Source organism: Acutalibacter sp. LFL-21 (assembly GCF_025630755.1).
Lineage (GTDB): Bacteria > Bacillota > Clostridia > Oscillospirales > Acutalibacteraceae > Acutalibacter > Acutalibacter stercoravium.
The window spans coordinates 183,502-206,969 of the sequence record NZ_JAOTNT010000001.1 but is presented as its reverse complement, the minus strand read 5'-3'; the positions used below and the strand labels follow the sequence as shown (position 1 = coordinate 206,969).

The following is a 23,468-nucleotide window of genomic DNA, read 5'->3' as shown; positions in this document are numbered from 1 at the left end:
AGTGGGGAAAGGCCTTTTCCAAATCCGTGTTTTGCAATATAATATAAACTACGTAAGCGCCGGCCCAAGGGCAGGGCGCGGGAAAGGGTGGTCATTTGTATGGAAAAAAGGCGTGTGCGGCTTGAGATCAACGGTGTGGTCTGCGGGCTTATCACCCAGGAAAGCGACGAATATATGAGATCTCTGGCCAACGAGCTGGAGGAAAAGCTGATGGAGGTCCAGCTGGCGTCCCCCTATATCACGCGGGAGGCCGCGGCCCTCACTGTGGCGCTGAACTACTGCGATGATGCCAGGAAGAACGGGCAGAAGAGAAAGCAGCTGCAGGACCGGGTGGACGAGCTGGAAGTGGAGGCCGAGGTTTGGCATGAGGAGCGGGCCGATATGGTTCAAAACGGCCCCAACCCAGAGACCCGGGCCCGCATAGAGAACCTGATCCGGCGCAACAACGCCCTGCAGGAGATTGCGGGCGAGGTGGACGAGCTGCGGCGGAAGGCCGCGGCCCTGGAAAAGGAGAAGAAGGCCCTGGAAGAGCGTGCTGCGGGAGGGCCCCAGCTGGAGGCGCTCCACCGGGAAGTGGAGCAGCTGCGGGAGGAAAACCAGCGGCTGCGCCAGGGGATGGCAGGGGCTGCCCCGGACAACGAGGCCCTCTTGGAGGAGCTGGAAAAACTGGCTGCGGACAACGCCGCCTTAAAGCAGGCCGTGGAGGAGAAGGAATCTCAGGCGCAGAAAGCGGAGCAGGAGCGCCAGGCCACCGTAAGCGCTGCCAAACGCGCTGTGGAAGAGGCCAAACGGCTGGTGGATGAGGCGCGTGCCGGCACCGGAGAGAGCTCTGGGGCTGTCCCAGAGGGGCAGACCTCCCTGCTGGGGGCAGGCCTGGAGGAAGAGGCCGGGGAAGGGCCGCAGAAGCAGCCCCACAAGCGGAAAAACCCGCTGCGCCATGAGGAGGATTTTGAGCAGGAGGGCTTTGTCAGCTTTTTTGAAAAGAAATGAGCAACGAGTATTTTGAGATTTTGGCCCCTGCCGGCGGGCCGGAGGCCCTGAAGGCCGCTGTGTTTGCCGGGGCGGATGCGGTGTATTTGGGCGGGCCCGCCTTTGGCGCCCGGGCCAGCGCCAAGAACTTTTCCTGGGAAGAGCTGGCAGAGGCGGCGCGCTTTTGCCATGCCCGGGGCGTGCGGGTCCATGTGACGGTGAATACCTTGCTCAAGGACCGCGAGCTGCCGGACGCCCTGGGCTTTGTAGAGTACCTGTGCTCCCTGCCGGTGGACGCGGTGCTGGTCCAGGATATGGGGCTGTTCTCCCTGCTGCGGCAATGGGCCCCGGCGCTGCCCGTGCACGCCTCTACGCAGATGAGCCTGCACACGCCTGGCGGAGTCAAGCTGCTGTGGGAGCTGGGCGCTTCCCGGGTGGTGCTCTCTCGAGAGCTCTCCCTGGAGGAAATCCGGGAGATCCGCCGGGCCTGCCCTGTGGAGCTGGAGAGTTTCGTCCACGGGGCCCTGTGCATGTCCGTTTCAGGGCAGTGCTACCTCAGCGCCCTTTTAGGGGGGCGCAGCGGCAACCGGGGCTCCTGTGCCCAGCCTTGTCGGCTGCCCTTTGCGGCGCCGGGCGGCACCGGCCACGACCTCTCTTTGAAGGATCTCTCCTTTGTCCAGGAAGTGGAACAGTTGAAAGGGGCGGGGGTGTGCTCCGCCAAGATTGAAGGGCGGATGAAGCGGCCGGAATATGTGGCTGCCGCTGTTTCCGCCTGCCGCCGGGCCGCCGATGGGGAGCAGGTGCCCCAGCAGCTGCTGGACGGCCTGGAGGCGGTGTTTTCCCGCTCTGGGTTTACAAAGGGATACCTCACAGGGCAAAGGGGCCGGGAGATGTTCGGCACCCGCACCAAAGAGGATGTGACCGGCGCCACGGAGAAAGTGTTTTCCTCCCTGCGGAATTTGTACCGGGGAGAGATGCAGCGAGTGTCCGTTTTTTTGGACTTGGAAATCCAGGGGGCGGAGCTGCGCCTCTCCGCGCGGGATGGGGAAGGCCATCGGGCCGTTTCCGCCGCGCCCCTGGGGGAGGGCCTTTCTTTGCTGCCCCGGGAGCGGTGCGAGCAGCAGCTGAAAAAGACGGGGGGCACGCCTTTCCGGGTGGAGGGCGTGTCCGTGCCGGAAGAGGGTGTTCCCTGCGGAGTCTCTGTGCTGAACGCACTGCGCCGGGAGGCCTTGGAGCAGCTTCTGCGCCTGCGGGAGCGGCGCAGCCCCATTCCGTTTTCCAAAGGGGAGCTGTTCTTCTCCCCTCGCCCCAAGCGCACGGGGGAGCTGCCCCTGCGCGCCCATTTCCGAAAGGCCTCTCAAGTGTGCGCGCAGGCAAGGGACTGCCGGGAAATTGTGCTGCCCCTGGAAACGCCGCTCGAAGAGCTGCTCCGTTTGCGGGAAGAGGGATTCCTGTCCATTTTTTTGGACATCCCGCGCGGGCTGTTCGGAGAGGAAAACAGGACAGTGAAGCAGGTGAAGGAGCGGATGCAGGCGGGCTTTCTGGATTTTGTGGCGGGGAATTTGGGAGCCGTCGCGTTGGGAAGGGACCTGGGCGCCCGGGTGCACGGCAGTTTTTCCCTGAATGTGTTCAACACGGCTGCGCTGGATTTCTTTCAGAAGCTGGGCCTTTCCACGGCGGAGCTCTCCATGGAGCTTACGGCCGGCGAGGTGTCCCGGCTGGGCGGGGAGCTTCCCCGGGGCCTGATGGTCTACGGCCGCCAGGCGCTGATGCTCACCCGCAACTGCCCGCTGGCCAATTCCCCCAAGGGATGCCTGCACTGCAAGGAGCCGGGATGTTTGACCGACCGGAAGAGGAAGAAGTTCCCCGTGGTGTGCCGGGGCGGCAGAAGCGTTGAGCTGCTGAACTCTGTCCCCCTGTGGCTGTGCGATTTGAAGCGGGAGCTTTCCCCGGTGGATTTTGGCATCCTCCGTTTTACCGTGGAAAACCCTGTGGAATGTGGGGAGATCCTAACCGCCTGTTTTCGCGGCGAAACACCGGGGTTTGACTACACCCGCGGGCTTTTTCACCGGGGCGTGGAATGAATGTGGAAAACTTGGTGGAAAGTGTGGATTATTTTATGTAAATACCGGTTCAAGGCCCGATAAGCCCTGGATTTTGAAAATGTGGAAAAGCTGGATGTGGAAAACTTGGCCGGAGGGAAAGGAGAGTTTAAGCGTATGGAGGAATCAATGGTTTTGCGCATGAAACGGCTGCGGCCCGGGGCGGAACCGCCCCAGCGCCAGACAGCGGGCAGCGCGGGCTTTGACCTGAAGGCCTGCATGGAAGAGCCTGTCACCCTGAAGCCGGGGGACCGGTCCACCTTTTGCACCGGCTGGGCGGTGGAGATCCCCGAAGGCTGCGTGGGGCTGGTGTTCTGCCGCAGCGGGCTGGGGGCCAAGCACGGCGTCTCCCTGCCCAACTGCGTGGGTGTGATCGACAGCGATTACCGCGGGGAACTGCAGGTTCCCCTGGTGAACTTGAGCCGGGAGCCCTATACGGTGGCGCCTGGCGAGCGCATTGCCCAGCTGGTGGTTGCGCCGGTGTGCCTGCCCGTGGTGGAGGAAGTGGAAGAGCTTACCCAAACGGCCCGAGGAGAGGGCGGGTTTGGCAGCACGGGGAAATGAGCTTCCGCCCCGGAAAGCGCGGCCCCGCATATCTTGTGGGGTGGGCGCTGGAAAGGTGCATATATAAGGAAAAATGGGTTTTTATAGGTTTATGTAAACTTTCGTCTTGAGAAATGCTGGAAAATAGGCTATAATATTTCATGTTCCCGGCTCTCGGGGCAGGGGCGCTCTCACGGGGAACGCTCCAGGAGAGCTGGCGGCTCTTGACAATGTGTGTTTGCGGGAAAACGGGAAACCATAAAAAGTGCCCCGTTTTTTCTTGGGACTGAATTGATATAGGCGGGTACGCCCGCCCCTGCGAAGTGGAAATCTATGGCCCGTGGGGGGCCGGAAAGGTAGAGTTTTTGGTATGGCGGCAAAGGGATTTCTTTCTGGGTTCTTTTCTATGTTTACGATGTTCTCCAAGGACATTGGCATCGACTTGGGAACTGCCAATACATTGGTGTTTATGCGGGGCAAGGGCATTGTCATGCGCGAGCCCTCTGTGGTGGCGGTGGACGTGCGCACCGATGAGGTGCTGGCGGTGGGCAAGCAGGCCAAAGAGATGCTGGGCCGCACCCCCGGCTCCATTGTGGCGGTGCGCCCCCTGAAGGACGGCGTTATCGCCGATTTCGATGTGACCGCGGCCATGCTGAAGTATTTTATTAAAAAGGCCCTGAAGTCCGGCACCCTCAACCGCCCCCGCATTGTGGTGTGCATCCCTTCCGGCGTCACGGAGGTGGAGCGCCGGGCTGTGGAGGACGCCGCCCGCCAGGCCGGCTCCAACAACGTGGACCTGATAGAAGAGCCAATGGCGGCCGCCATTGGCGCGGGCCTGCCGGTGGGCGAGCCCACTGGCTGCATGGTGGTGGACATTGGCGGCGGCACCAGCGAGGTGGCCGTCATCTCCCTGGGGGACATCGTCACCTCTGTCTCTGTGCGCATGGCCGGGGACAAGTTCGACGAGGCCATTGTCAGTTATGTAAAGAAAAAGTACAACCTGCTGATCGGTGAACGCACCGCGGAGGAAATCAAAATCAAGATCGGCTCCGCCTTCCCCACCGAGGAGACCATCAATGCCTTTGTGGAGATCAAGGGCCGCAACCTGGTGGACGGCCTGCCCAAGAATGTGACCATCCACGCCGACGAGGTGCGGGAGGCCCTGGCGGACAGCGTGATGATTGTGGTGGACGCCATCAAGGACACCTTGGAGAAGACCCCGCCGGAGCTGGCGGCGGATATTATCGACCGGGGCATTATGCTCACCGGGGGCGGGGCCCTGCTGCGGGGCCTGGACAAGCTGGTGGCCCAGGAGACGGGCATCCCTGTCCATGTGGCGGAGCGCCCCTTGGACTGCGTGGTGGAGGGCACCGGCAAAAGCCTGGAGGTAGAGCTGCCCAAAAACCGCTACCGCGGCCGCAGGAAATAAGGCGGGGCCTGCCCTGCCGGCGCCTGGAAGAGGGGGCGCCTTTCGCGCTGCCCGCCCAAAGGGGGATGGGCGCGGATGTGAGGAAGCATGAGGACTGCTGGGACCTCCCGGCAGTCCGCATTGGCTTTGACGGGAATTTACCAGAAGGAGCGCTTTTGCTTGAAGGACTTTTTCAAAACCAGCTCATTTAAGGTTCTGGCCATCGCGGTGGTGGTGCTGCTGGGGCTGATTATCTATACGGCTACGGCGGGGGGCTCTCTGCTGGCAAGCCTTTTGGGCTTTGTCACCTCTCCCATGCAGAGTGTGAGCACCCAGGCCACCGGGGCCGTTACGGAGTTTGTGGATTTGGACGCCCTTTCCCGGGACGAGCTCAAATCCATGATCGACAGCCTGACCCAGGAGAACGCCCAGCTGCGGGACCAGCTGGTGGACTATGAGAACACCCTGCAGGAAAACGAGCAGCTGAAGGTCCAGCTGGAGATCACGGAGGAGGAACCGGAGAACACCCTGCGGGCCGCCACGGTCATCGGCCGGGACCCCAACGACGTGTTCTACGGCTTCTCCATCGACCAGGGCACCCTCAACGGCGTGGAGGAAGGCGACCCGGTGATTACCCAGAACGGCTTGGTGGGCATTGTCAGCCAGGCCTACGCCACCACCAGCAAGGTGACCACCCTGCTGTCGGAGGACGTGAAGGTTTCGGCGGTGGACTCTGCCTGCGGGGAGAGCGGCGTGATCGCCAGCGACATCGCCTCGGCCAGCTCTGGGCTGCTGCGCCTGGAGTACCTGCCCAGCGACACCCAGGCGCAGGTGGGGGACATTATCACCACCTCCGGCGCGGGCAGCGCCTATCCGGCGGACATCATCATCGGCCGGGTGGAGAGCGTGCAGAAATCGGAAAGCGATATCTCCCAATACGCGGTGGTGCGCCCTTATGAGGACCTGACCAGCGTGCAGGAGGTCTTCGTCATCATTGATTTCCCCGGAGCTGGGGAGGGGGAGGACTACCTTGCCCAGGCCGACCCCGAGGGTACGGAGGATGCGGAATGATAAGGGACCTCAATAAGCTGATCCGTTATTTGGCCTATGTGCTGGAGCTGCTGGTGCTGTTCATGCTGCAGGAGACGCCGGGCCTGCTGCCTTCCATCTTTGGAGCAAGGCCGGTGCTGCTGTTTCCGGCGGTGGTGGCCATTGCCATGCTGGAGCCCGAAGTGCCCGCCCTGCTGTTTGGCGTTGTGGGGGGGCTGTTCTGCGATTTTGGCCTCTCTGGCATGCTGGGGTTCCACGCCCTGGTGCTGGGGGTGCTGTGCTTTTTTATCAGCCTGGTCATCCGCACCTACCTGCAGAACAATATGGCCACGGCCATCCTCACGGGGGTGTGGAGCATTGGCCTGGTGGTGCTGGCCCAGTGGTTCTTTCTGTATTTCTTCCAATATTCCTATCCGGCCTATGCCCTTACCCACCACTATCTGCCAAAGTATTTTTACACCCTGTTGTTCCTTCCCCTGCTCTATCTGCTCAACCGGGGCCTTTCGCAGGCGCTGGGCGCGCAGGAGAAGGGGACCCTGTAATGTGAGAAGCAATTTGCCCGGGAAAGGAGGCCCTCCCTTTGAAAATGCCCAAGCTGGGAAAGATCGGCCGTTCCGCCGCCTGCATCCTGTTGGTGCTGGCGGTGTTTGTGGTCTATGAGCTTCGCCTGGTCCAATGGCAGCTTGTGGAAGGGGATAAATATGAGCAGCTTTCCCTTTCCAGCCGCACGGACACCATCGAAATCGAGGCCGCCCGGGGGGAGATCCTGGACCGGGACGGCACTGTGCTGGCAGGCAACCGCTCCAGCTACAACATCGTCTACGACGCCCTGGACATGGACTATGACCGGCGCAACGCCACCATCATCCAGGTCATCGACCTGCTGGAGGAGCGGGGGGAGACCTGGCGGGACCGGCTGCCCATTGTCCTGGCGGAGGATGGGACCTACCAATATAAAGAGGACAGCGAAAGCGCCATTCAAACCTTGCAGGAGGCTTTGAGCCTGGCGGAGTACGCCACAGCGGAGGAGTGCATGGCAGAGCTGGCCCAGCAGTACGACTGCCAGGGATATTCCAAAGAGGATATGCGCAACGTGGCTTCTGTGCGCTATTCCATGACCCAAGATGGGTTTTCCCGCACCAGCCCCTATGTCATTGCCGAGGATGTTTCCGCCGAGACGGTGGGCGTCATCAGCGAGCGTTCGGAGGAGTGGCCCGGCATCGAGACCCGGGTGGCGGTCACCCGGTATTACGGGGAGGACGGCGCCTTGGCCCCCCATGTGGTGGGCTACACCGGCGTTATTACGGACACCCAGTACCAGCAGGCCGTGGAGGACGGCACCACCTATGACGCGGAGAACAACATCTCTGGCTACAAGTGGAGCGACACCATGGGCCGCTCGGGCATTGAGGCCGCCTTTGAGGAGGAGCTCCGCGGCCAGCGGGGAGAGGAGACCATTTATACCGATTCCAGCGGCGGAGTGGAGAGCACTGCCGTGACCACCGCCCCGGAGGAAGGGCACACGGTGCAGACCACCCTGGACTCTGACCTGCAGCGGGTGGCCAACCTCTCCTTGGAGAAGAATATCCAGGGCAATATTGACGCGCGCAACTGTACCTCTGGCGCGGCGGTGGTGCTGGATGTGGACACCTTTGGGGTGCTGGCCTGCTCCTCCTACCCCACCTACGACGTGAACCAGCTGGTGGAGAGCATCGCCGGGGACGGGGAGTACTACAACAACCTGCTGGCCGACGAGAACCAGCCCATGGTGAACCTGGCCCTCAACGGCGTGTTCATCCCTGGCTCGGTGTTCAAGCCGGTGGTGGCCCTGGCGGCCCTGCAGGAAGGGGTCATCAGCGCGGGCACCACCTACACCTGCGGCGGCGTGTGGAACTATTTTGACCTGAGCCAGGGCTGCCTCTGCGGCGGCGGCACCTGGAACCTGTACGGGGCCCTGGCCCACTCCTGCAACACCTACTTCAGCAACGTGGGCTTAAACCTGGGCATTGCCCGGCTTGCGCCCTATGCCGAGTACTTCGGCCTGGGCACCACCACCGGCGTGGAGATTGGCGAATCCACGGGCACCATGTCCAACCCCCAGGAGTACCGGGAAAACCACGGTGTGAACTGGACCGACGGCGTATCCGCCCAGACGGCCATCGGCCAGGCGGACAACATGTTCACCCCCATCCAGCTGGCCACCATGTGCGCCACCATCGCCACCGGCGGTGTGCGTCTGCAAACCCACTTTCTGGACAAGATCACCGACTACACCGGTGAAACGGTGCTGGAGGAGTATGAGCCTGTGGAGCTGTACGACGCGGGCCTTTCCGGCAATGTGCTGGGCGTGGTGCAGGCCGGCATGCAGATGGTGGCCACGGAAGGTAATGCGGGCACGGTGTTTGCCAACTACCCGGTGTCCATCGCCTGTAAGACCGGTACTGCCGAAACCTCCACAGGCAAAAACGGCACCGAGCCCAACCTGAGCTTTATCTGCTACGCCCCCGCGGACGACCCGGAGATTGCCGTGGCGGTGATGATCGAGCAGGGCAACACCGGCAACTACGCCAAAAATGTGGCCAAGGACATCCTGGACCAGTACTTCGGCTTCTACACCTGGGACGAGGACGGCAACAAGTACGACCAGGAAGGCAACCAGGTGGACGATGACGGTGTCATCATCAAGACGGCCGAAGAGCTGGCAGAGGAACAGGCCGCACAGGAGCAGCAGAGCGGGGACGCCTCCTCCGACAGCGAGGACGGGGACGCCGCCAGCCAGGAGCCCTCTGCCTCTCCCACCCCGGGCCGGGGCAACGATATCCCAGACACACCCTTTACAGGGGAGAGCGCCTCTCCCGCGCCGGATGCCAGCGGTGAAAGCAGCGGCGAATCCAGCCAGGAGGCGAGCGGCGCCAGCTCTTCGGAAGAGAGCGCGCCCGGGGTGCCTTCGGGCGCACCCTATTACAGAAGGGAGTAGGCGGGCCCAGGTGGGGCGTCTTGTTCAAAAGAATCGCTTAAAAACTGGATGTTCGCCACATATTTTATTTCAACGTATAATTTGCATCTATTTGTTTTTGACAATTTGCTGGAAGTGTGCTAAGATGATAGCCGAGGTAGAGTAATTTATGGGTATAGCAACAGTCATCACGTCTGGAAAGGGCGGTGTGGGCAAATCCACTTTGGCGGTGGGGCTGGGCCGGGCTTTGGCCAAGCGGGGCCGCCGTGTTTTGCTGGTGGATTGCGACGCGGGCCTGCGAAGCCTGGACCGCATGACCGGTACGGAAGAGAACCTGGTGTTCGATATGGCCGATGTGGTCTTTGCCCGGTGCGCTCCGGCAGAGGCCATTTACCCCTGCGGGGAGGCAGAGGGCCTTTTCCTGCTGCCGGCCCCCTCTCTGGGAGAGGATATGATCCGTCCGGCGGTGATGAAGCGCCTGGTGCCCCTGCTTTCCCGCTATTTTGACCACGTCCTGCTGGACTCCCCTGCGGGGGTGGGCGGTGGGTTCCGCTCGGCCGCCTGCGGGGCGGACAGGGCCATTGTGGTGTGCAGCCCGGACCCGGTGTGCGTGCGAAGCGCCGGCGCCGTGCGGCAGCTGCTTTCCAGGCTTTCTATTTCTGATATGCGTTTGGCGGTGAACCGCTTTAACGGCAGGCTTTTTTGGGAGACCGGCGTTTATGGCGACCTGGACGGCGTCATTGATGAGGCGGGCATCCGCCTTTTTGGCGTTGTTCCAGAGGATTTTTCTTTAGCGGCCTCCTTTCTAAAGGGGAAAAGCGCCCGGGAGAATTCCCCCGGGATGATGGCGCTTTCCCGCATGGCGGGCCGGCTGGAGGGGGAGGCTATCCCCATTCCGGATTCTTTATAAAAATTAAAATTCCAGCATAAATTACATAAATGGGGTACAGACGAGCTGTATTGGAAAAGCAAGGAGGAATTGAATCAAGATGAACATTGCAATTACGGCACATGACGCGAAAAAAGAATTGATGGTGCAGTTCTGCATTGCCTACTGCGGCATCCTCAGCCGCTACACCCTGTGCGGCACCGGCACCACCAGCAAGATGGTCTCTGAGGCCACCGGCCTGGAGATCCAGCGGTTTTTAAGCGGCTCTCAGGGCGGCGACCAGCAGATTGCGGCCCGCATCGCCTGCAACGAAATCGACCTGCTGCTGTTTTTCCGGGACCCGCTGAACCCCAAGTCCCACGAGGCCGCCAACGACATGAACCTGCTTCGCCTGTGCGACATGCACAACATCCCGGTGGCCACCAACATCGCCACGGCCGAGGTGCTCATCCACGGCTTGGAGCGGGGCGACCTGGATTGGCGCAATATCCTGCGGGATTGAGCTTTTTCCTGTTGCAAAGAACGGGAAAAGCGGCTATAATAGGACACGTCCGGCAATGACGCGGGATGAGTACCTTCGGATGCCCGGCAGAGAGAGGGGGCGCCCTTTGGGCGCTGCGAGCCCCCTTGGGGAATGAGGAAGGGAAAGACGCCCGCCAGCCGCAAACGTATAAAAAAGGAGAGCGGGGTTTCCCGCTTTTGAATCAGGGTGGCACCACGGAGAGACCTTCGTCCCTGGCACGGCCTTTGTTTGCCGCGTCCCCAGGGGAGGGTCTTTTTTCTGTCTCCGGCGGCAGGCGCGAATGGTCCAGCCGGGGCCGCCCGGCGTTCTTTGGCCCCTTTCTGCGGGAGAAAGGGGAGACATGGCGCAGTTTTCCCCAGGGGGGAAACTGAGAAAGGAGACATCAGAATGGAACTCATCACGAAAGCGCCCAAGGGGACGGTGGACATCGTTCCGGGCAAATCGGAAAAATGGCAGGTTATGGAGGACGTGTTCCGCAGCGAGGCGGAGCTCAACGGCTTTGGGGAGGTGCGCACCCCGGTGTTTGAGCACACCGAGCTGTTCCTCCGGGGCGTGGGCGACACCACCGATGTGGTGGAAAAGCAGATGTACACCTTTGAGGACAAGGGCGGGCGCTCCATTACCCTGCGGCCCGAGGGCACGGCCGGGGCTGTGCGGGCCATGCTGGAGAACGGCCTGTACAACGCGGGCTACCCGGTGAAGCTGTACTACCTGACCTCCTGCTACCGGTATGAGAAGCCCCAGGCGGGCCGCCTGCGGGAGCTGCACCAGTTCGGCGTGGAGATGTTCGGCGCCGCCCAGCCCGTGGCCGACGCACAGATCATCGCCATGGCCCTGTCCGCCTTTAAGCGCCTGGGCCTGGAGGACGTGGGCCTGCAGCTGAACTCCATCGGCTGCCCGGAGTGCCGCAAGGAGTACCACAAGGCCTTGAAGGAGTACTTCACCGCCCGGAAGGACCAGCTGTGCGACACCTGCCTCTCCCGGCTGGAGCGCAACCCCATGCGCATTTTGGACTGCAAGAGCCCCGAGTGTCAGGAGGTGGCCCAGGGCGCGCCCAAGATCACCGATTACTTGTGCGAGGACTGCAAAGCCCACTTTGCCAAGGTCCAGGAGTTTTTGACCGCCCTGGGCATCGAGTTTGAGATAGACCCCGGCCTGGTCCGTGGCCTGGATTACTACACCCGCACCGTGTTCGAGTTCCCCTCCAAGAGCCTGGGCTTTGCCCTGGGCGGCGGCGGCCGGTACGACGGCCTGGTGGAGGAATTCGGCGGCAAGCCCACCCCCGGCCTGGGGTTCGGCCTGGGCCTGGACCGCATCATGATGGCCCTGGAGGCCCAGCAGGTGGAGTTCCCCCAGCCGGTGAAGTGCGAGGCTTACATTGCCTCTATGGGGGACGCGGCCCAGACAAAAGCCCTGCTGCTTATGGAGGAGCTGCACCGCTGCGGCATTCCCGCCGACTGCGACCTGTGCGGGCGGGGTCTGAAGGCCCAGATGAAGTATGCCGACAAGATCGGCGCCAAGTTCACCATGGTGCTGGGTGACAACGAGCTGGAGGCCGGAAAGGCCGAGCTGAAGAACATGAAGACCGGCGAGAAGAGGAAAATTGCCATCAGCGGCCAGGACTTTATCAATGATTACGTCACGGTGAGCACCGAGGCGGAGGACTTCTCGCAGGACGGGATTTTCTTTTAATGGGATGCCGCCCGCCTATTTGATGGGCGGCATTTGGATGGCCAAAACGGCAAGCCCTGTCCGAGGGGCGGCTTTCAGAAACGTGAGAAAGGGAAAGAGGAACTATGACACAGACAAAGTATCGCACCCACACCTGCGGCCAGCTGCGCATGGAGCATGTGGGCCAGACCGTTACCCTGGCGGGCTGGATGGAGAACCTGCGGGAGGTGGGGAGCAACTTCGGCTTCCTGGTCCTGCGGGACTTTTACGGCACCACCCAGGTGGTCATCGAGACAGAAGAGATGATGGAGCAGGTGAAGGCCCTGAACAAGGAGACCACCATCGCCGTCACCGGCCTGGTGCGGGAGCGCACCAGCAAGAACCCCAAGCTGCCCACCGGCGACATTGAAGTGGCCCCCAGCCAGATTACCGTGCTGGGCCGCTGCCAGTACAACGAGCTGCCCTTTGAGATCAACTATTCCAAGGACGCCGGCGAGGACGCCCGGCTGAAGTACCGTTACCTGGACCTGCGCAACCCCCAGGTGAAGCGGAATATCGTGCTGCGCAGCCAAGTGGTCTCTGCCCTGCGCCGGGCCATGGAGGACCAGGGTTTTCTGGAGATCACCACCCCCATCCTCACCGCCTCCTCCCCCGAGGGCGCCCGGGACTACCTGGTGCCCTCCCGCAAGCATCCGGGCAAGTTCTATGCCCTGCCCCAGGCTCCCCAGCAGTTCAAGCAGCTGCTGATGACCTCCGGCTTTGACAAGTACTTCCAAATTGCCCCCTGCTTCCGGGACGAGGACGCCCGGGGCGACCGTTCCCCCGGCGAATTCTACCAGCTGGATATGGAGATGGCCTTTGCCGGGCAGGAGGATGTGTTCGCCGTGCTGGAGCAGGTGCTGCCCCCCATTTTTGCCAAATACGGCGCCTATCATATCGCCTCCCAAGCGCCCTTCCAGCGCATTCCCTATTTCCAGGCCATGGAGGAGTTCGGCTCGGACAAGCCGGACCTTAGAATCGACCTGCGGGTGAAGGACGTGACAAACCTGCTGCAAAACTGCGGCTTTGGCCCCTTTGAGGGGAACCTGGTCAAGGCTGTGCCGGTGTCGGGCTGCAAGCTGACGAGAAAGGCCATCGACAAGCTGTGCGCCGACGTGGAGGTGCAGGCGGGGCAGAAGCCCTACTGGTTCCGGGTGGACGACAAGGGGGAGATCGTGGGCGGCATCGCCAAGTTCCTCAACGCCGGCCCGGCCTTGGCCGCCCAGGTGAAGGAGGCCCTCTCCCTGGAAAACGACACCCTGGTGCTGCTGTGCGCCGGGACCCGCTCTCAGGTGTGGAAGACCTCCGGCGTCATGGTGAAGCTGGCCGGCGCCCAGTGCGAAGGCCACCTGGACAAGGAGCGGTACGAGTTCTGCTGGATCGTGGACTTCCCCCTGTACGAGATCGGGGAGGAGAGCGGCCAGCTGGAGTTCTGCCACAACCCCTTCTCCATGCCCTCCGGCGGCTTAGAGGCCCTGCTCAAGGCCGAGCGGGGAGAGACCGACCCCTTGACCATCCTGGCCGAGCAGTACGACCTGGTGTGCAACGGTGTGGAGCTGTCCTCCGGCGCGGTGCGGAACCACGACCCGGAGATCATGGTGAAGGCCTTTGAGCTGGTGGGCCTGGGAGAAGAGGACGTGAAGGCCAAGTTCCCCGCCATGTACAACGCCTTCTGCTACGGCGCGCCGCCCCACGCGGGCATTGCCCCCGGGGTGGACCGGATGGTCATGCTGCTGTGCGGCGAGAGCTCCATCCGGGAGGTCATCGCCTTCCCCATGAACAAGAGCGCCCAGGATTTGATGATGGACGCCCCCGCCCCCGTCACCCCGGCCCAGCTGGAGGAGCTCTCCATCCAGGTCGTGGAACATTCGGAAGAAGAGTGAGCAAAGCAGGATAAAACCTTGTGAAATCAGCCCCCGGCGGCGTTGTGAAACGCTGTTTGGGGGCTGTATATTTTGGGTATTTCTCAGAGGGAATTTCAAAAACCCACAATATATAGTGTTTTGCCTGTTGACAGCCCCCCTGCTTTGGACTATAATAAAAAGCGTCCTCCCCCGAAGAACTGGGGGAGGATACGCCCCCTCTGGGAGGCTCAATGAGAATTTGAGAAAGAGGAAAACGCCATGCTGAAAACCATCATCAAGCGCAGTGGGGAGCAAGTCCCCTTCGACGCTTCCAAGATACGCGGCGCCATCTTTAAGGCCAACGTGCGAAACGCCACCGAAAAGATGAGCGACAAGCAGCTGGACCAGCTGACCCAGGCTGTTGTGGCAGAGCTGGAAAAGATGAAAGAGGTCCCCACGGTGGAGCAGATCCAGGACGTGGTGGAGGAAAAGCTCATTGCCGCCGACTATGCCAAGACGGCCAAGGCCTACATCTTGTACCGGGCCGAGCACCAGAAGCTCCGCGAGATGGACGACGAGCTGGTGAAGATCTACTCTGCCCTCACCTTTGTGGCCGCCGAGGACGTGGACCTGAAGCGGGAGAACGCCAACATCAACGCGGACACCGCCATGGGCACCATGCTGAAGTACGGCTCTGAGGGCGCCAAGAGCTTTTATGATAAATACGTCATCCCGCCCCACATCGCCAAGGCCCACGCCGAGGGGAAAATCCACATCCATGACAAGGATTTCTACACCCTGACGGAGACCTGCTGCCAGATCGACCTGATCAAGCTGTTCCACAACGGCTTCTCCACAGGCCACGGCTATCTGCGGGAGCCCAACGCCATCTCCAGCTATGCGGCGCTGGCCTGCATTGCCATTCAGGCCAACCAGAACGAGATGCACGGCGGCCAAAGCGTGCCCAACTTCGATTACTCCATGGCCCAGGGCGTGGATAAGACCTACTCCAAAGAGTATTTTAAGGCTTTGATTCAGTTTATTCAGCTGGAAAAAGGCATGCCTTACGACCAGGTGAAGGCCCTGGTGGACAACGTGAAGGAGAACCTGGGGGAGCGGGTCAACATGGACCAGGCCCAGGAATTTGCCCGGAAGTTTGTGGACTACCTGCCCCGCCATCAGCGGGAAAACGGCTTCCAGGAGATCACCCAGGAGGAGGCCCAGAAAGCCGCCGGCTACGCCGCCGAGACAGCTTGGCGGGAGACGGACAAGGCCACCTACCAGGCCATGGAAGCCCTGGTGCACAACCTGAACACCATGAACTCCCGGGCGGGCGCCCAGGTGCCCTTCAGCTCCTTGAATTACGGCACCGACACCAGCGAGCAGGGCCGCATGGTCATCCGCAACCTGCTGTTGGCCACCGAGGCCGGCCTGGGCGACGGGGAAACCCCCATCTTCCCGGTGCAGATCTTCAAGGTGAAGGAAGGCGTCAACTACAACGAGGGCGACCCCAACTACGATTTGTTCAAGCTGGCCATGCGGGTCTCCGCCAAGCGGCTGTTCCCCAACTTCAGCTTTTTGGACGCCCCCTTCAACCTGCAGTATTACAAGCCCGGCGATTACAACACCGAGGTGGCCTACATGGGCTGCCGCACCCGCGTGATGGGCAACGTCCACGACAGGAACCGCGAGGTGACCTGCGGCCGGGGCAACCTGAGTTTTACCTCCATCAACCTGCCCCGCATCGGCATTGAGGCCCAAAAAGATATCAAGAGATTCTACCAGATCCTGGATGAGCGCATTGACCTGTGCATCGAGCAGCTGCTGCACCGGTTCAAGATCCAGTGCAGCAAAAAGGCTTACAACTACCCCTTCCTGATGGGGCAGGGGGTTTGGATTGATTCTGAAAAGCTGGACCGCAACGACTCTGTGGCCGAAGTGTTGAAGCACGGCACCCTCTCCGTGGGCTTCATCGGCCTGGCAGAGACGCTGGTGGCCCTGACCGGCAAGCATCACGGCGAGAGTGAGGAAAGCTATCAGCTGGGCTATGAGATCATCTCCTACATGCGCAAGCGCATGGACGACAAGTCCCAGGAGACGGGCCTGAACTTCACCCTGCTGGCCACTCCCGCCGAAGGCCTGTCCGGCCGCTTTGTCCGCATCGACCAGAAGAAGTTTGGGAAAATCCCCGGCGTCACCGACCGGGAGTACTACACCAACTCCTTCCACATCCCGGTGTACTACCCCATCAGCGCCTTTGAGAAGATTAAGAAGGAAGCGCCTTTCCACGCCCTGACCAACGCGGGCCATATCAGCTATGTGGAGCTGGACGGGGACGTGTGCAAGAACATCGACGCCTTTGAGAGCGTCATCCGCTGCATGAAGGAGGCGGGCATCGGTTACGGCTCTGTGAACCATCCGGTGGACCGGGACCCTGTCTGCGGCTATAACGGCATTATCGACGACGTGTGCCCCCGCTGCGGCCGCCACGCCGGGGAGGGCGTGCCCCTGGAGAAGCTCCAGGAGCTGCGCAAGAAGTACCATGACGTGCCGGATTACTCCTGCCTGATCCGATAAGTCCGTGACCGGACGGGACAAGCCGGTTGTCTTGCCTGCGGCAAGGCCAGGAAGGTCCCAGCGAAGCCAGCGCCGCGGACGCGCGTTGGCGGCTCGATCAGCACGAGCGTCAGCGAGCTGCCCAGGGCGCGAAGAGACAGCGGAGGCACTCCGCCGCGGACGCGCGTTGGCGGCTCGATCGGCACGAGCGTCAGCGAGCTGCCCAGGGCGCGAAGAGACAGCGGAGGTACTCCGCCGCGAATCGCTCCATCCGGGCACGGCCCTCAAAATCTTGTGGGATACTGTTGACAGGGACACAGGATTCTGCTAAAATAAGAATAGTTCTTGATTTTTGATAGAGAAACCCTTTTGGATTTTAGAATAAGGAGGAATTTGTCATGGCAAAGACAGTTGTGGAAAATAAAGAGCAGGTTTTGGTGGGCGAGGGCCGGGACTTCGAGCGCATCCGCCGCATCACCGGTTACCTGGTGGGCACCATCGACCGCTGGAACAACGCCAAGCGGGCCGAGGAAAAGGACCGGGTGAAGCACACCCTTTCCAACCTGTAAGAGAGGGCTGTCATACATGGGAAGCCGGATGGGGAAACCCACCCGGCTTTCTTTTCCAAATATGTTTGCCGCTAAGGAGAGAGAGGTATGGAACTGACAATCGCCGGCGTTATCAAAGAATCCATTGTGGACGGGCCGGGCATCCGCTACACCGTGTTCACCCAGGGGTGCCCCCACCACTGCCCGGGCTGCCACAACCCCCAGACCTGGGCCTTCGAGGGGGGGCAGCGGACCACGCCCCAGGCTTTGTTCGAGGACTTTCAAAAGGACCCCATTTTAAAGGGCGTCACCTTCAGCGGGGGGGAGCCCTTCTGCCAGCCGGAGCCGCTGGCGGAGCTGGCAAAGCTGGTCCACGGCGCGGGGAAGGACGTGGCCTGTTACACCGGTTGGACCTATGAACAGCTGCTGGAGAAAAACGACCCCGCCGTCAACGCCCTGCTGGCAGAGGTGGACCTGCTCATCGATGGGCCCTTTGTGCTGGAACAGCGCAACCTGGAGCTGCGCTTCCGGGGCAGCGAGAACCAGCGGCTCATCAACATGAAGGAGACCCGTAAGCAGGGGCATGTGGTGCTGGTGGAAGAGGAATAGCAGCTTGAACGGGGAGGGCTGAACGCCCCCGGCCAGATTGCTGTCTTTTTAACAAATTAGTCATTGATTCTTAGGCCCCGCTGTGCTAGAATAAACACTGGAAGACAAGCACAAATTTTGCCATTGGGCGAAAGGAGATCATACAAATGACCAACAATAAGTCCGTGCTGGCTTGGCTTGACGAAATGAAAGAGCTGGTCACTCCCGATGAGGTCGTCTGGATCGACGGCTCTGAGGAGCAGCTGGAAAGCCTTCGCAAGCAGGCCTGCGAGACCGGTGAGATGATTAAGCTGAACCAGGAGAAGCTGCCTGGCTGCTATCTGCACCGCACTGCCATCAACGACGTGGCCCGTGTGGAAGGCCGTACCTTCATCTGCTCCCGCAAGGAAGAGGATGCCGGCCCCACCAACCACTGGATGGAGCCCCAGGGCGCCTATAAGATGCTGTTCAACATTGCTCGTGGCAGCTACAAGGGCCGCACCATGTATGTGATCCCCTACTCCATGGGCCCCATCGGCTCTCCTCTGGCTAAAATCGGCCTGGAAGTCACCGACTCCATCTACGTGGTGCTGAACATGGCCATTATGACCCGCGTGGGCCAGGCTGTGCTGGACGTGCTGGGCGACAGCGAGGACTGGGTGAAGGGCCTGCACTGCAAGTGCAACATCGAGGAAGAGAACCGCTATATCTGCCACTTCCCCGAGGACAACTATATCATCAGCGTCAACTCCGGTTACGGCGGCAACGTGCTGCTGGGCAAGAAGTGCTTCGCCCTGCGCATTGCCTCCTACCTGGGCAAGAACGAGGGCTGGATGGCCGAGCACATGCTCATCCTGGGCATTGAGAATCCCCAGGGCGAGGTGAAGTACGTCACCGCCGCCTTCCCCTCCGCCTGCGGCAAGACCAACCTGGCCATGCTCATCCCGCCGGAAGGCTACCGCAACAAGGGCTACAAGGTTTGGACCGTGGGCGACGATATCGCCTGGATGCGCCAGGGCGCCGACGGCAAGCTGTATGCCATCAACCCCGAGAACGGCTTCTTCGGCGTGGCCCCCGGCACCAACATGAAGTCCAACCCCAACGCTCTGATCTCCACCCAGAAGGGCACCATCTTCACCAACGTGGCCCACAACCTGGATGACAACACCGTGTGGTGGGAAGGCCTGGACAAGAATCCGCCCGAGAACGCTCTGGATTGGACCGGCGAGCCCTGGAATGGCAAGACCTCTGAGAAGAAGGGCGCCCATCCCAACAGCCGCTTCACCGCTCCCGCCAAGAACTGCCCCTGCATCAGCCCCGAGTTTGACAAGGGCGAGGGCGTGCCGGTTTCCGCCATCATCTTCGGCGGCCGCCGCGCTCAGACCACTCCCCTGGTGTACCAGTCCCGCGATTGGAACAACGGCGTGTTCGTAGGCTCCATCATGGCCTCTGAGACCACCGCCGCCGCCACCGGCGCTGTGGGCGTGGTCCGCCGTGACCCCATGGCTATGCTGCCCTTCTGCGGCTACCACATGGGCGACTACTTCCAGCACTGGTTCGAGATGGGCGAGAAGCTGGGCGAGAACGCTCCCAAGATCTTCAACGTCAACTGGTTCCGTCTGGACAGCGAAGGCCACTTCCTGTGGCCCGGTTTCGGCGACAACTTCCGCGTGCTGGAGTGGATCCTCAAGCGCTGCGAGGGCAAGGTGGACGCCAAGGAGACCGCTATCGGCTATGTGCCTTACGCCGAGGACATCAACCTGGAGGGCATTCAGGACTTTGATATCGAGACCCTGAAGTCCATCCTGGAAGTGGACAAGGCTGCCTGGGCCAAGGAAGCCGAGGGCATTGAGGAGTTCTACAAGCAGTTTGGCGACAAGCTGCCCCAGGAGCTCCGCAACCAGCTGGAGACCCTGAAGAAGAACTGCGCCGAGTAAGCTGCTTTTCTCACCCTTTTATTTCAACCTCTTCTTATAATGCTTTTAAGGGGCTGCCGTGAAAACGGCAGCCCCTTTTGTATCCCCCTGGTTTCCGGCAAAAAAATTTGCGGCAGGCGGGATAGAACGCTCCCCTGCCGGGTATAAAGTGTGAAGAGCTTTTCAAAAGGAGGTGGAGGCCATGGAGGAGCAGGAGTTCACCGGCTACGTCCGGGAATACACAGACGCCGTCTACCGGGTGGCCTTCCACGCCTGCAAAAACCCGGCGGACTCCCAGGACATTGTGCAGAACGTGTTCCTGCGGCTGTACCGGGCCAGCCCCACCTTTGAAAGCAAAGAGCACGCCCGGCGGTGGCTCCTGCGGGTGGCGGTGAACGAGTCCAGGCGGCTGGTGTGCTCGCCGTGGTTTCACAGGCGTGTGCCGCTGGAGGAGTACGCCCAGTCCCTGGGGATGGAGTCCCCCCAGGAGACCGGGCTGTTCCAGGCGGTGATGGGCCTCCCGAAAAAGTACCGGGTGCCTTTGTACCTTTACTACTACGAGGGATACCCGGTGAAGGAGGTGGCCGCTCTCTGCGGGCTGAAGGAATCCACAGCCCAGACCCGTCTGCAGCGGGCCCGGGAGCGGCTGAAAAAGGAACTGAGCGACGATTAGAAAGGGGAGAGACAGATGGCTCTGAACACACGGTACCGGCAGACCTTTGCCAAATTGAAGGCGCCTCCCCAACTGGAAACGGAGGTTTTGCAATTGACAGAACAGAAGCGCAGACCGAAAAAGTTCATCGCCCGGCGGCTGGCTGTGGCCGCGTTGGCCGCCGCCCTGATGGGGGCCTTGGCCGTGGGCGCCAACGCCGCCACCGGTGGTTCCTGGTTGGGGGAGTTTCTCCAAACGATCACCGGGGGCCGGTTTACCGTGGAGGACGTGGAGACTCACGGGAATTTGATCCGAGGCCGCTTGGTGGACGGTCAGGGAAACAGCGTAGGGGAATTCGCGGGAGTGGATTTGGAAGATTATGTTTCTCAAGACGTTCCTGGTCAGGAAGTTTATGTGGAGGTTTATTCTGACCGGATGGCAAAAGCCGAGTTGTATACTTTGCCACCCCAGGAATAAAAACAGGGGAGAGCGTTCGCCCTCCCCTTTTTTGCGCAAAAAAACAGCCTGGAAATTCCAGACTGCTTTTTCATGAAACGAAGAATCTTATAAAACTTTGGAGAGAAACTCCTTCAACCGGGGGTTCTGGGGGTGGGTGAAGAAGGCCTCGGGCTCGTTCTGTTCGGCGATATTGCCTTCGTCCATAAAGAGCACCCGGGTGGCTACGGAACGGGCAAAGCCCATCTCGTGGGTGACCACCACCATGGTCATGCCGTCGTCTGCCAGTTCCTTCATAATCTCCAGCACCTCGCCCACCATCTCCGGGTCCAGGGCGGAGGTAGGCTCGTCGAAGAGCATCACATCCGGGTTCATGGCCAAAGCCCGGGCAATGGCGATGCGCTGCTGCTGGCCGCCGGAAAGCTGCTTGGGGTAGGCGTTGGCCTTGTCCGGCAGGCCCACCCGCTCCAGCAGCTCCAGGGCCTTTTTGTCGGCCTGGGCCTTGGTCATCAGCTTCAGTTTGGTGGGGGCCAAGGTGATGTTCTGCTTTACGGTCATGTGGGGGAACAGGTTGAACTGCTGGAACACCATGCCCATGCGGGCCCGCAGTTTGTTGATGTCGTTTTTGGGGTTGGTGATGTCCACGCCCTCAAAGGTGATGGTGCCGGAAGTGGGCTCCTCCAGCAGGTTCAGGCACCGCAGAAAGGTGGACTTGCCCGAACCGGAAGGCCCGATAATGGCCACTTTCTCCCCTTTGGAGATGTGTTCGTTGATACCTTTAAGAACCTGATGGTCCCCATAGGTCTTGGTCAAGCCTTTAACGTCGATCACTGGCGCGCAGCCTCCTTTCCAGAATCCCCTGGAGCCAGGTGAAGATCAGCACCAGGATCAGGTACATCACCGCGGTGATGAGGTAGGGCCACATGGGTTCATAGGTGCGGGCCACAATCGCCTGGGCAAAGTAGACGATCTCTGTGCCGGCCACCACCGAGATGAGAGAGGTGTCCTTCAGCAGGGTGATGAACTCGTTGCCCAGGGCGGGCAGAATGGCCTTGAAAGCCTGGGGCACCACAATGCACCGCATGGTGGTGAGGTAGCCCAGCCCCAGAGAGCGCCCGGCTTCTGTTTGGCCGGGGTCCAGGCTCATCAGGCCGCCGCGGATGATCTCTGCCACATAGGCCCCCGAGTTGATGCCCAGGGCCAGGGCGCCCACCATGGAATGGTTGCGGCTGCTTTTGAAAATGACAAAGCCCATAATCAGCAGCTGCACCATCATAGGGGTGCCGCGAATGACGGTGACATACACCTTGCAGACCATGTTGAGCAGCGCTAAAATGGGGTTGTGGTGGCCTTTTCGCTGTTGGTCGTGGCCTGTGCGGACAACGGCCACCAGCACGCCCAGCACCACGCCAATCAGCAAGGCGATGATTGTGACAAGAATGGTAACGCCCAGGCCCTCGAAGTACTGCATCCACCGGTTGCCCTCAAACCAGGCCCGATAGAAATTCATGTAAGCTTCCTGCCAGAAGCCGGGGTTCTCCAGGGCGGCAAACTGCTCGTACAACTGGGAAAAATTCATCTGCCCACTCCTCTCTCCTTAGGGATTCCATAGACCAAAAGAGCGGCGCAGGGCCGCTCCTTGGGACAATGGTATCATTTCGCTTATTCCGCGCTGATGTACTTGGCGATGATCTCGTCCACGGTGCCGTCATCAATCAGCTCGTTGAGAGCGGTGTTGATGGCGTTTTGCAGCGCGGTGTTGCCCTCATCCACGGCGGCGCAGTACTGCTCTTCCACCCAGTTGCCGGGCAGGATGGTGAGGCCCTCGTTGGCGGCCACAAACTCCTTGGCAGGGGCCTCGTCGATGATGACGGCGTCGATCTGGTCGTTCATCAGGGCCTGCACAGCGGTGGCGCCGTTGTCGTAGGCCAGCACATGGTCTTCGCCGTAACCGCCGTTCTCAGGGGTGTCAGAGGCGTAGATGTAACCGGTGGTGCCCCGCTGGGTGCCAATCATCTTCTCGCCCAGGTTATCCATGGTCACGTCAGAGCCGTCCTTCACAATAACCACCTGTACGCCGGTGGCGTAGCTGTCGGTGAAGTCCACCACTTCGTCCCGCTCTTCCGAGTAGGACAGGCCGGCCAGCATCACATCGGCGGTGTTGTTCTGCACGGCCAGCAGGGCGGAGTCAAACTCCATGTCATCAATCTGGAGCTCCAGACCCAGCTTGTCAGCAATGGCAGAGGCGATTTCCACGTCGATGCCCTCAAACCCGGTGCCGTTAAAGCCTTCGCCGTCGGCCACCATCTCGTAGGGAGGGAACTGGGCATTGGTGGACATAATCAGCTTGCCCTCTTCAATGGTGGTGAACTCGCCGTAGTCGCCAGCGGCGGTCTCCTCAGAGGAAGCCTCGCTGGAGGAGCTGCTTTCAGAGGCGGCAGAGCTCGCTTCGGAAACGGAAGACTCGCTTACAGCAGAGGATTCGCTGCCAGCGGCGGAAGAGGAGCTTGTCCCAGCATCGCCGCAGCCAGAGAACGCGGCAGTCATCAGCATCAGGGCTGCCAGAAGCGTTGCAATTTTTTTCATAGGTAATTCTCTCCTTCGTCCTTTATGGGTTTCTTTGTAGGGAATATACACATTATACAACTTATTTCTCCGTTTTCAAGAGGGAAAAAGGGAAATTATCGGGGATTTCTTGTATCCATATTTGTATAAAAATACAACTGGCCCCGCGGTGGGGAGAAACCGGTTGACAAAA

The 23,468-nt window shown here is 60.8% G+C and carries 19 protein-coding genes and 1 pseudogene; 17 read left to right on the top strand and 3 right to left on the bottom strand.

The window, feature by feature from the left end; genetic code table 11:
- Positions 1-99 precede the first annotated feature (99 nt).
- The 17 genes and pseudogenes from zapA to ODJ80_RS00850 all read left to right on the top strand — a co-directional run bounded on the left by zapA (position 100) and on the right by ODJ80_RS00850 (position 20,731).
- Positions 100-990: a cell division protein ZapA gene (zapA, locus tag ODJ80_RS00930; protein WP_178863854.1), complete on the top strand. Its 891-nt coding sequence runs from the start codon at positions 100-102 to the stop codon at positions 988-990.
- A complete protein-coding gene (locus ODJ80_RS00925; RefSeq protein ID WP_263040516.1) occupies positions 987-3,053 on the top strand; it encodes a U32 family peptidase in 2,067 nt (688 codons plus the stop codon). The genes zapA and ODJ80_RS00925 overlap by 4 nt, the downstream gene beginning before the upstream one ends.
- Before the next feature lie 135 nt (positions 3,054-3,188).
- On the top strand, positions 3,189-3,635 hold the full coding sequence (gene dut / locus ODJ80_RS00920) for a dUTP diphosphatase (RefSeq protein ID WP_263040515.1): 447 nt from the start codon (positions 3,189-3,191) through the stop codon (positions 3,633-3,635).
- 394 nt (positions 3,636-4,029) lie between these two features.
- Positions 4,030-5,043 carry a rod shape-determining protein gene (locus ODJ80_RS00915; RefSeq protein WP_178863870.1) on the top strand — a complete coding sequence of 338 codons (1,014 nt, stop codon included), beginning with the start codon at positions 4,030-4,032 and terminating at the stop codon, positions 5,041-5,043.
- A gap of 159 nt (positions 5,044-5,202) precedes the next feature.
- Complete coding sequence (gene mreC, locus ODJ80_RS00910) at positions 5,203-6,093, top strand: rod shape-determining protein MreC (RefSeq protein WP_178863841.1); 891 nt, start codon at positions 5,203-5,205, stop codon at positions 6,091-6,093.
- Entirely contained in the window at positions 6,090-6,614 is a 525-nt protein-coding gene (mreD, locus tag ODJ80_RS00905; protein WP_263040514.1) for a rod shape-determining protein MreD, read from the top strand. The genes mreC and mreD overlap by 4 nt, the downstream gene beginning before the upstream one ends.
- Positions 6,615-6,658: 44 nt before the next feature.
- Positions 6,659-9,049, top strand: a complete 2,391-nt coding sequence (locus ODJ80_RS00900) for a penicillin-binding transpeptidase domain-containing protein (protein ID WP_263040733.1) — start codon at positions 6,659-6,661, stop codon at positions 9,047-9,049.
- Positions 9,050-9,197: 148 nt separating this feature from the next.
- On the top strand, positions 9,198-9,938 hold the full coding sequence (locus tag ODJ80_RS00895) for a nucleotide-binding protein (RefSeq protein WP_263040513.1): 741 nt from the start codon (positions 9,198-9,200) through the stop codon (positions 9,936-9,938).
- A 79-nt stretch (positions 9,939-10,017) separates the two neighbouring features.
- Positions 10,018-10,419: a methylglyoxal synthase gene (locus tag ODJ80_RS00890; protein ID WP_178863829.1), complete on the top strand. Its 402-nt coding sequence runs from the start codon at positions 10,018-10,020 to the stop codon at positions 10,417-10,419.
- A gap of 408 nt (positions 10,420-10,827) precedes the next feature.
- The gene (gene hisS, locus ODJ80_RS00885) at positions 10,828-12,132 is read left to right on the top strand and encodes a histidine--tRNA ligase (protein ID WP_263040512.1); all 1,305 of its coding nucleotides are present in this window, start codon (positions 10,828-10,830) and stop codon (positions 12,130-12,132) included.
- A 104-nt stretch (positions 12,133-12,236) separates the two neighbouring features.
- Positions 12,237-14,033, top strand: coding sequence for an aspartate--tRNA ligase (aspS, locus tag ODJ80_RS00880; protein ID WP_263040511.1), 1,797 nt, complete (start codon positions 12,237-12,239; stop codon positions 14,031-14,033).
- Between the two features lie 240 nt (positions 14,034-14,273).
- Positions 14,274-16,571: an anaerobic ribonucleoside triphosphate reductase gene (locus ODJ80_RS00875; RefSeq protein WP_178863822.1), complete on the top strand. Its 2,298-nt coding sequence runs from the start codon at positions 14,274-14,276 to the stop codon at positions 16,569-16,571.
- Positions 16,572-16,993: 422 nt separating this feature from the next.
- Positions 16,994-17,119: pseudogene (gene nrdD / locus ODJ80_RS00870) on the top strand (anaerobic ribonucleoside-triphosphate reductase); the annotation flags it as partial.
- Between the two features lie 87 nt (positions 17,120-17,206).
- Positions 17,207-17,707, top strand: coding sequence for an anaerobic ribonucleoside-triphosphate reductase activating protein (nrdG, locus tag ODJ80_RS00865; protein ID WP_263040510.1), 501 nt, complete (start codon positions 17,207-17,209; stop codon positions 17,705-17,707).
- A gap of 146 nt (positions 17,708-17,853) precedes the next feature.
- Complete coding sequence (locus ODJ80_RS00860; protein WP_178863815.1) at positions 17,854-19,623, top strand: phosphoenolpyruvate carboxykinase (GTP); 1,770 nt, start codon at positions 17,854-17,856, stop codon at positions 19,621-19,623.
- Positions 19,624-19,804: 181 nt separating this feature from the next.
- Positions 19,805-20,275 (top strand): RNA polymerase sigma factor, encoded by a 471-nt coding sequence (locus tag ODJ80_RS00855; protein WP_263040509.1) that lies wholly within the window; start codon positions 19,805-19,807, stop codon positions 20,273-20,275.
- Positions 20,276-20,290: 15 nt separating this feature from the next.
- Entirely contained in the window at positions 20,291-20,731 is a 441-nt protein-coding gene (locus ODJ80_RS00850; protein WP_263040508.1) for a hypothetical protein, read from the top strand.
- Between the two features lie 87 nt (positions 20,732-20,818).
- On the opposite strand, the gene ODJ80_RS00845 is transcribed toward ODJ80_RS00850, so the two are convergent.
- The 3 genes from ODJ80_RS00845 to ODJ80_RS00835 all read right to left on the bottom strand — a co-directional run bounded on the left by ODJ80_RS00845 (position 20,819) and on the right by ODJ80_RS00835 (position 23,296).
- The gene (locus tag ODJ80_RS00845) at positions 20,819-21,541 is read right to left on the bottom strand and encodes an amino acid ABC transporter ATP-binding protein (protein WP_178863808.1); all 723 of its coding nucleotides are present in this window, start codon (positions 21,539-21,541) and stop codon (positions 20,819-20,821) included.
- The gene (locus ODJ80_RS00840; RefSeq protein WP_263040507.1) at positions 21,528-22,289 is read right to left on the bottom strand and encodes an amino acid ABC transporter permease; all 762 of its coding nucleotides are present in this window, start codon (positions 22,287-22,289) and stop codon (positions 21,528-21,530) included. Before ODJ80_RS00840 ends, ODJ80_RS00845 begins: the two co-directional genes overlap by 14 nt.
- A gap of 83 nt (positions 22,290-22,372) precedes the next feature.
- Positions 22,373-23,296 carry an ABC transporter substrate-binding protein gene (locus ODJ80_RS00835; protein WP_263040506.1) on the bottom strand — a complete coding sequence of 308 codons (924 nt, stop codon included), beginning with the start codon at positions 23,294-23,296 and terminating at the stop codon, positions 22,373-22,375.
- Between the last annotated feature and the right edge of the window lie 172 nt (positions 23,297-23,468).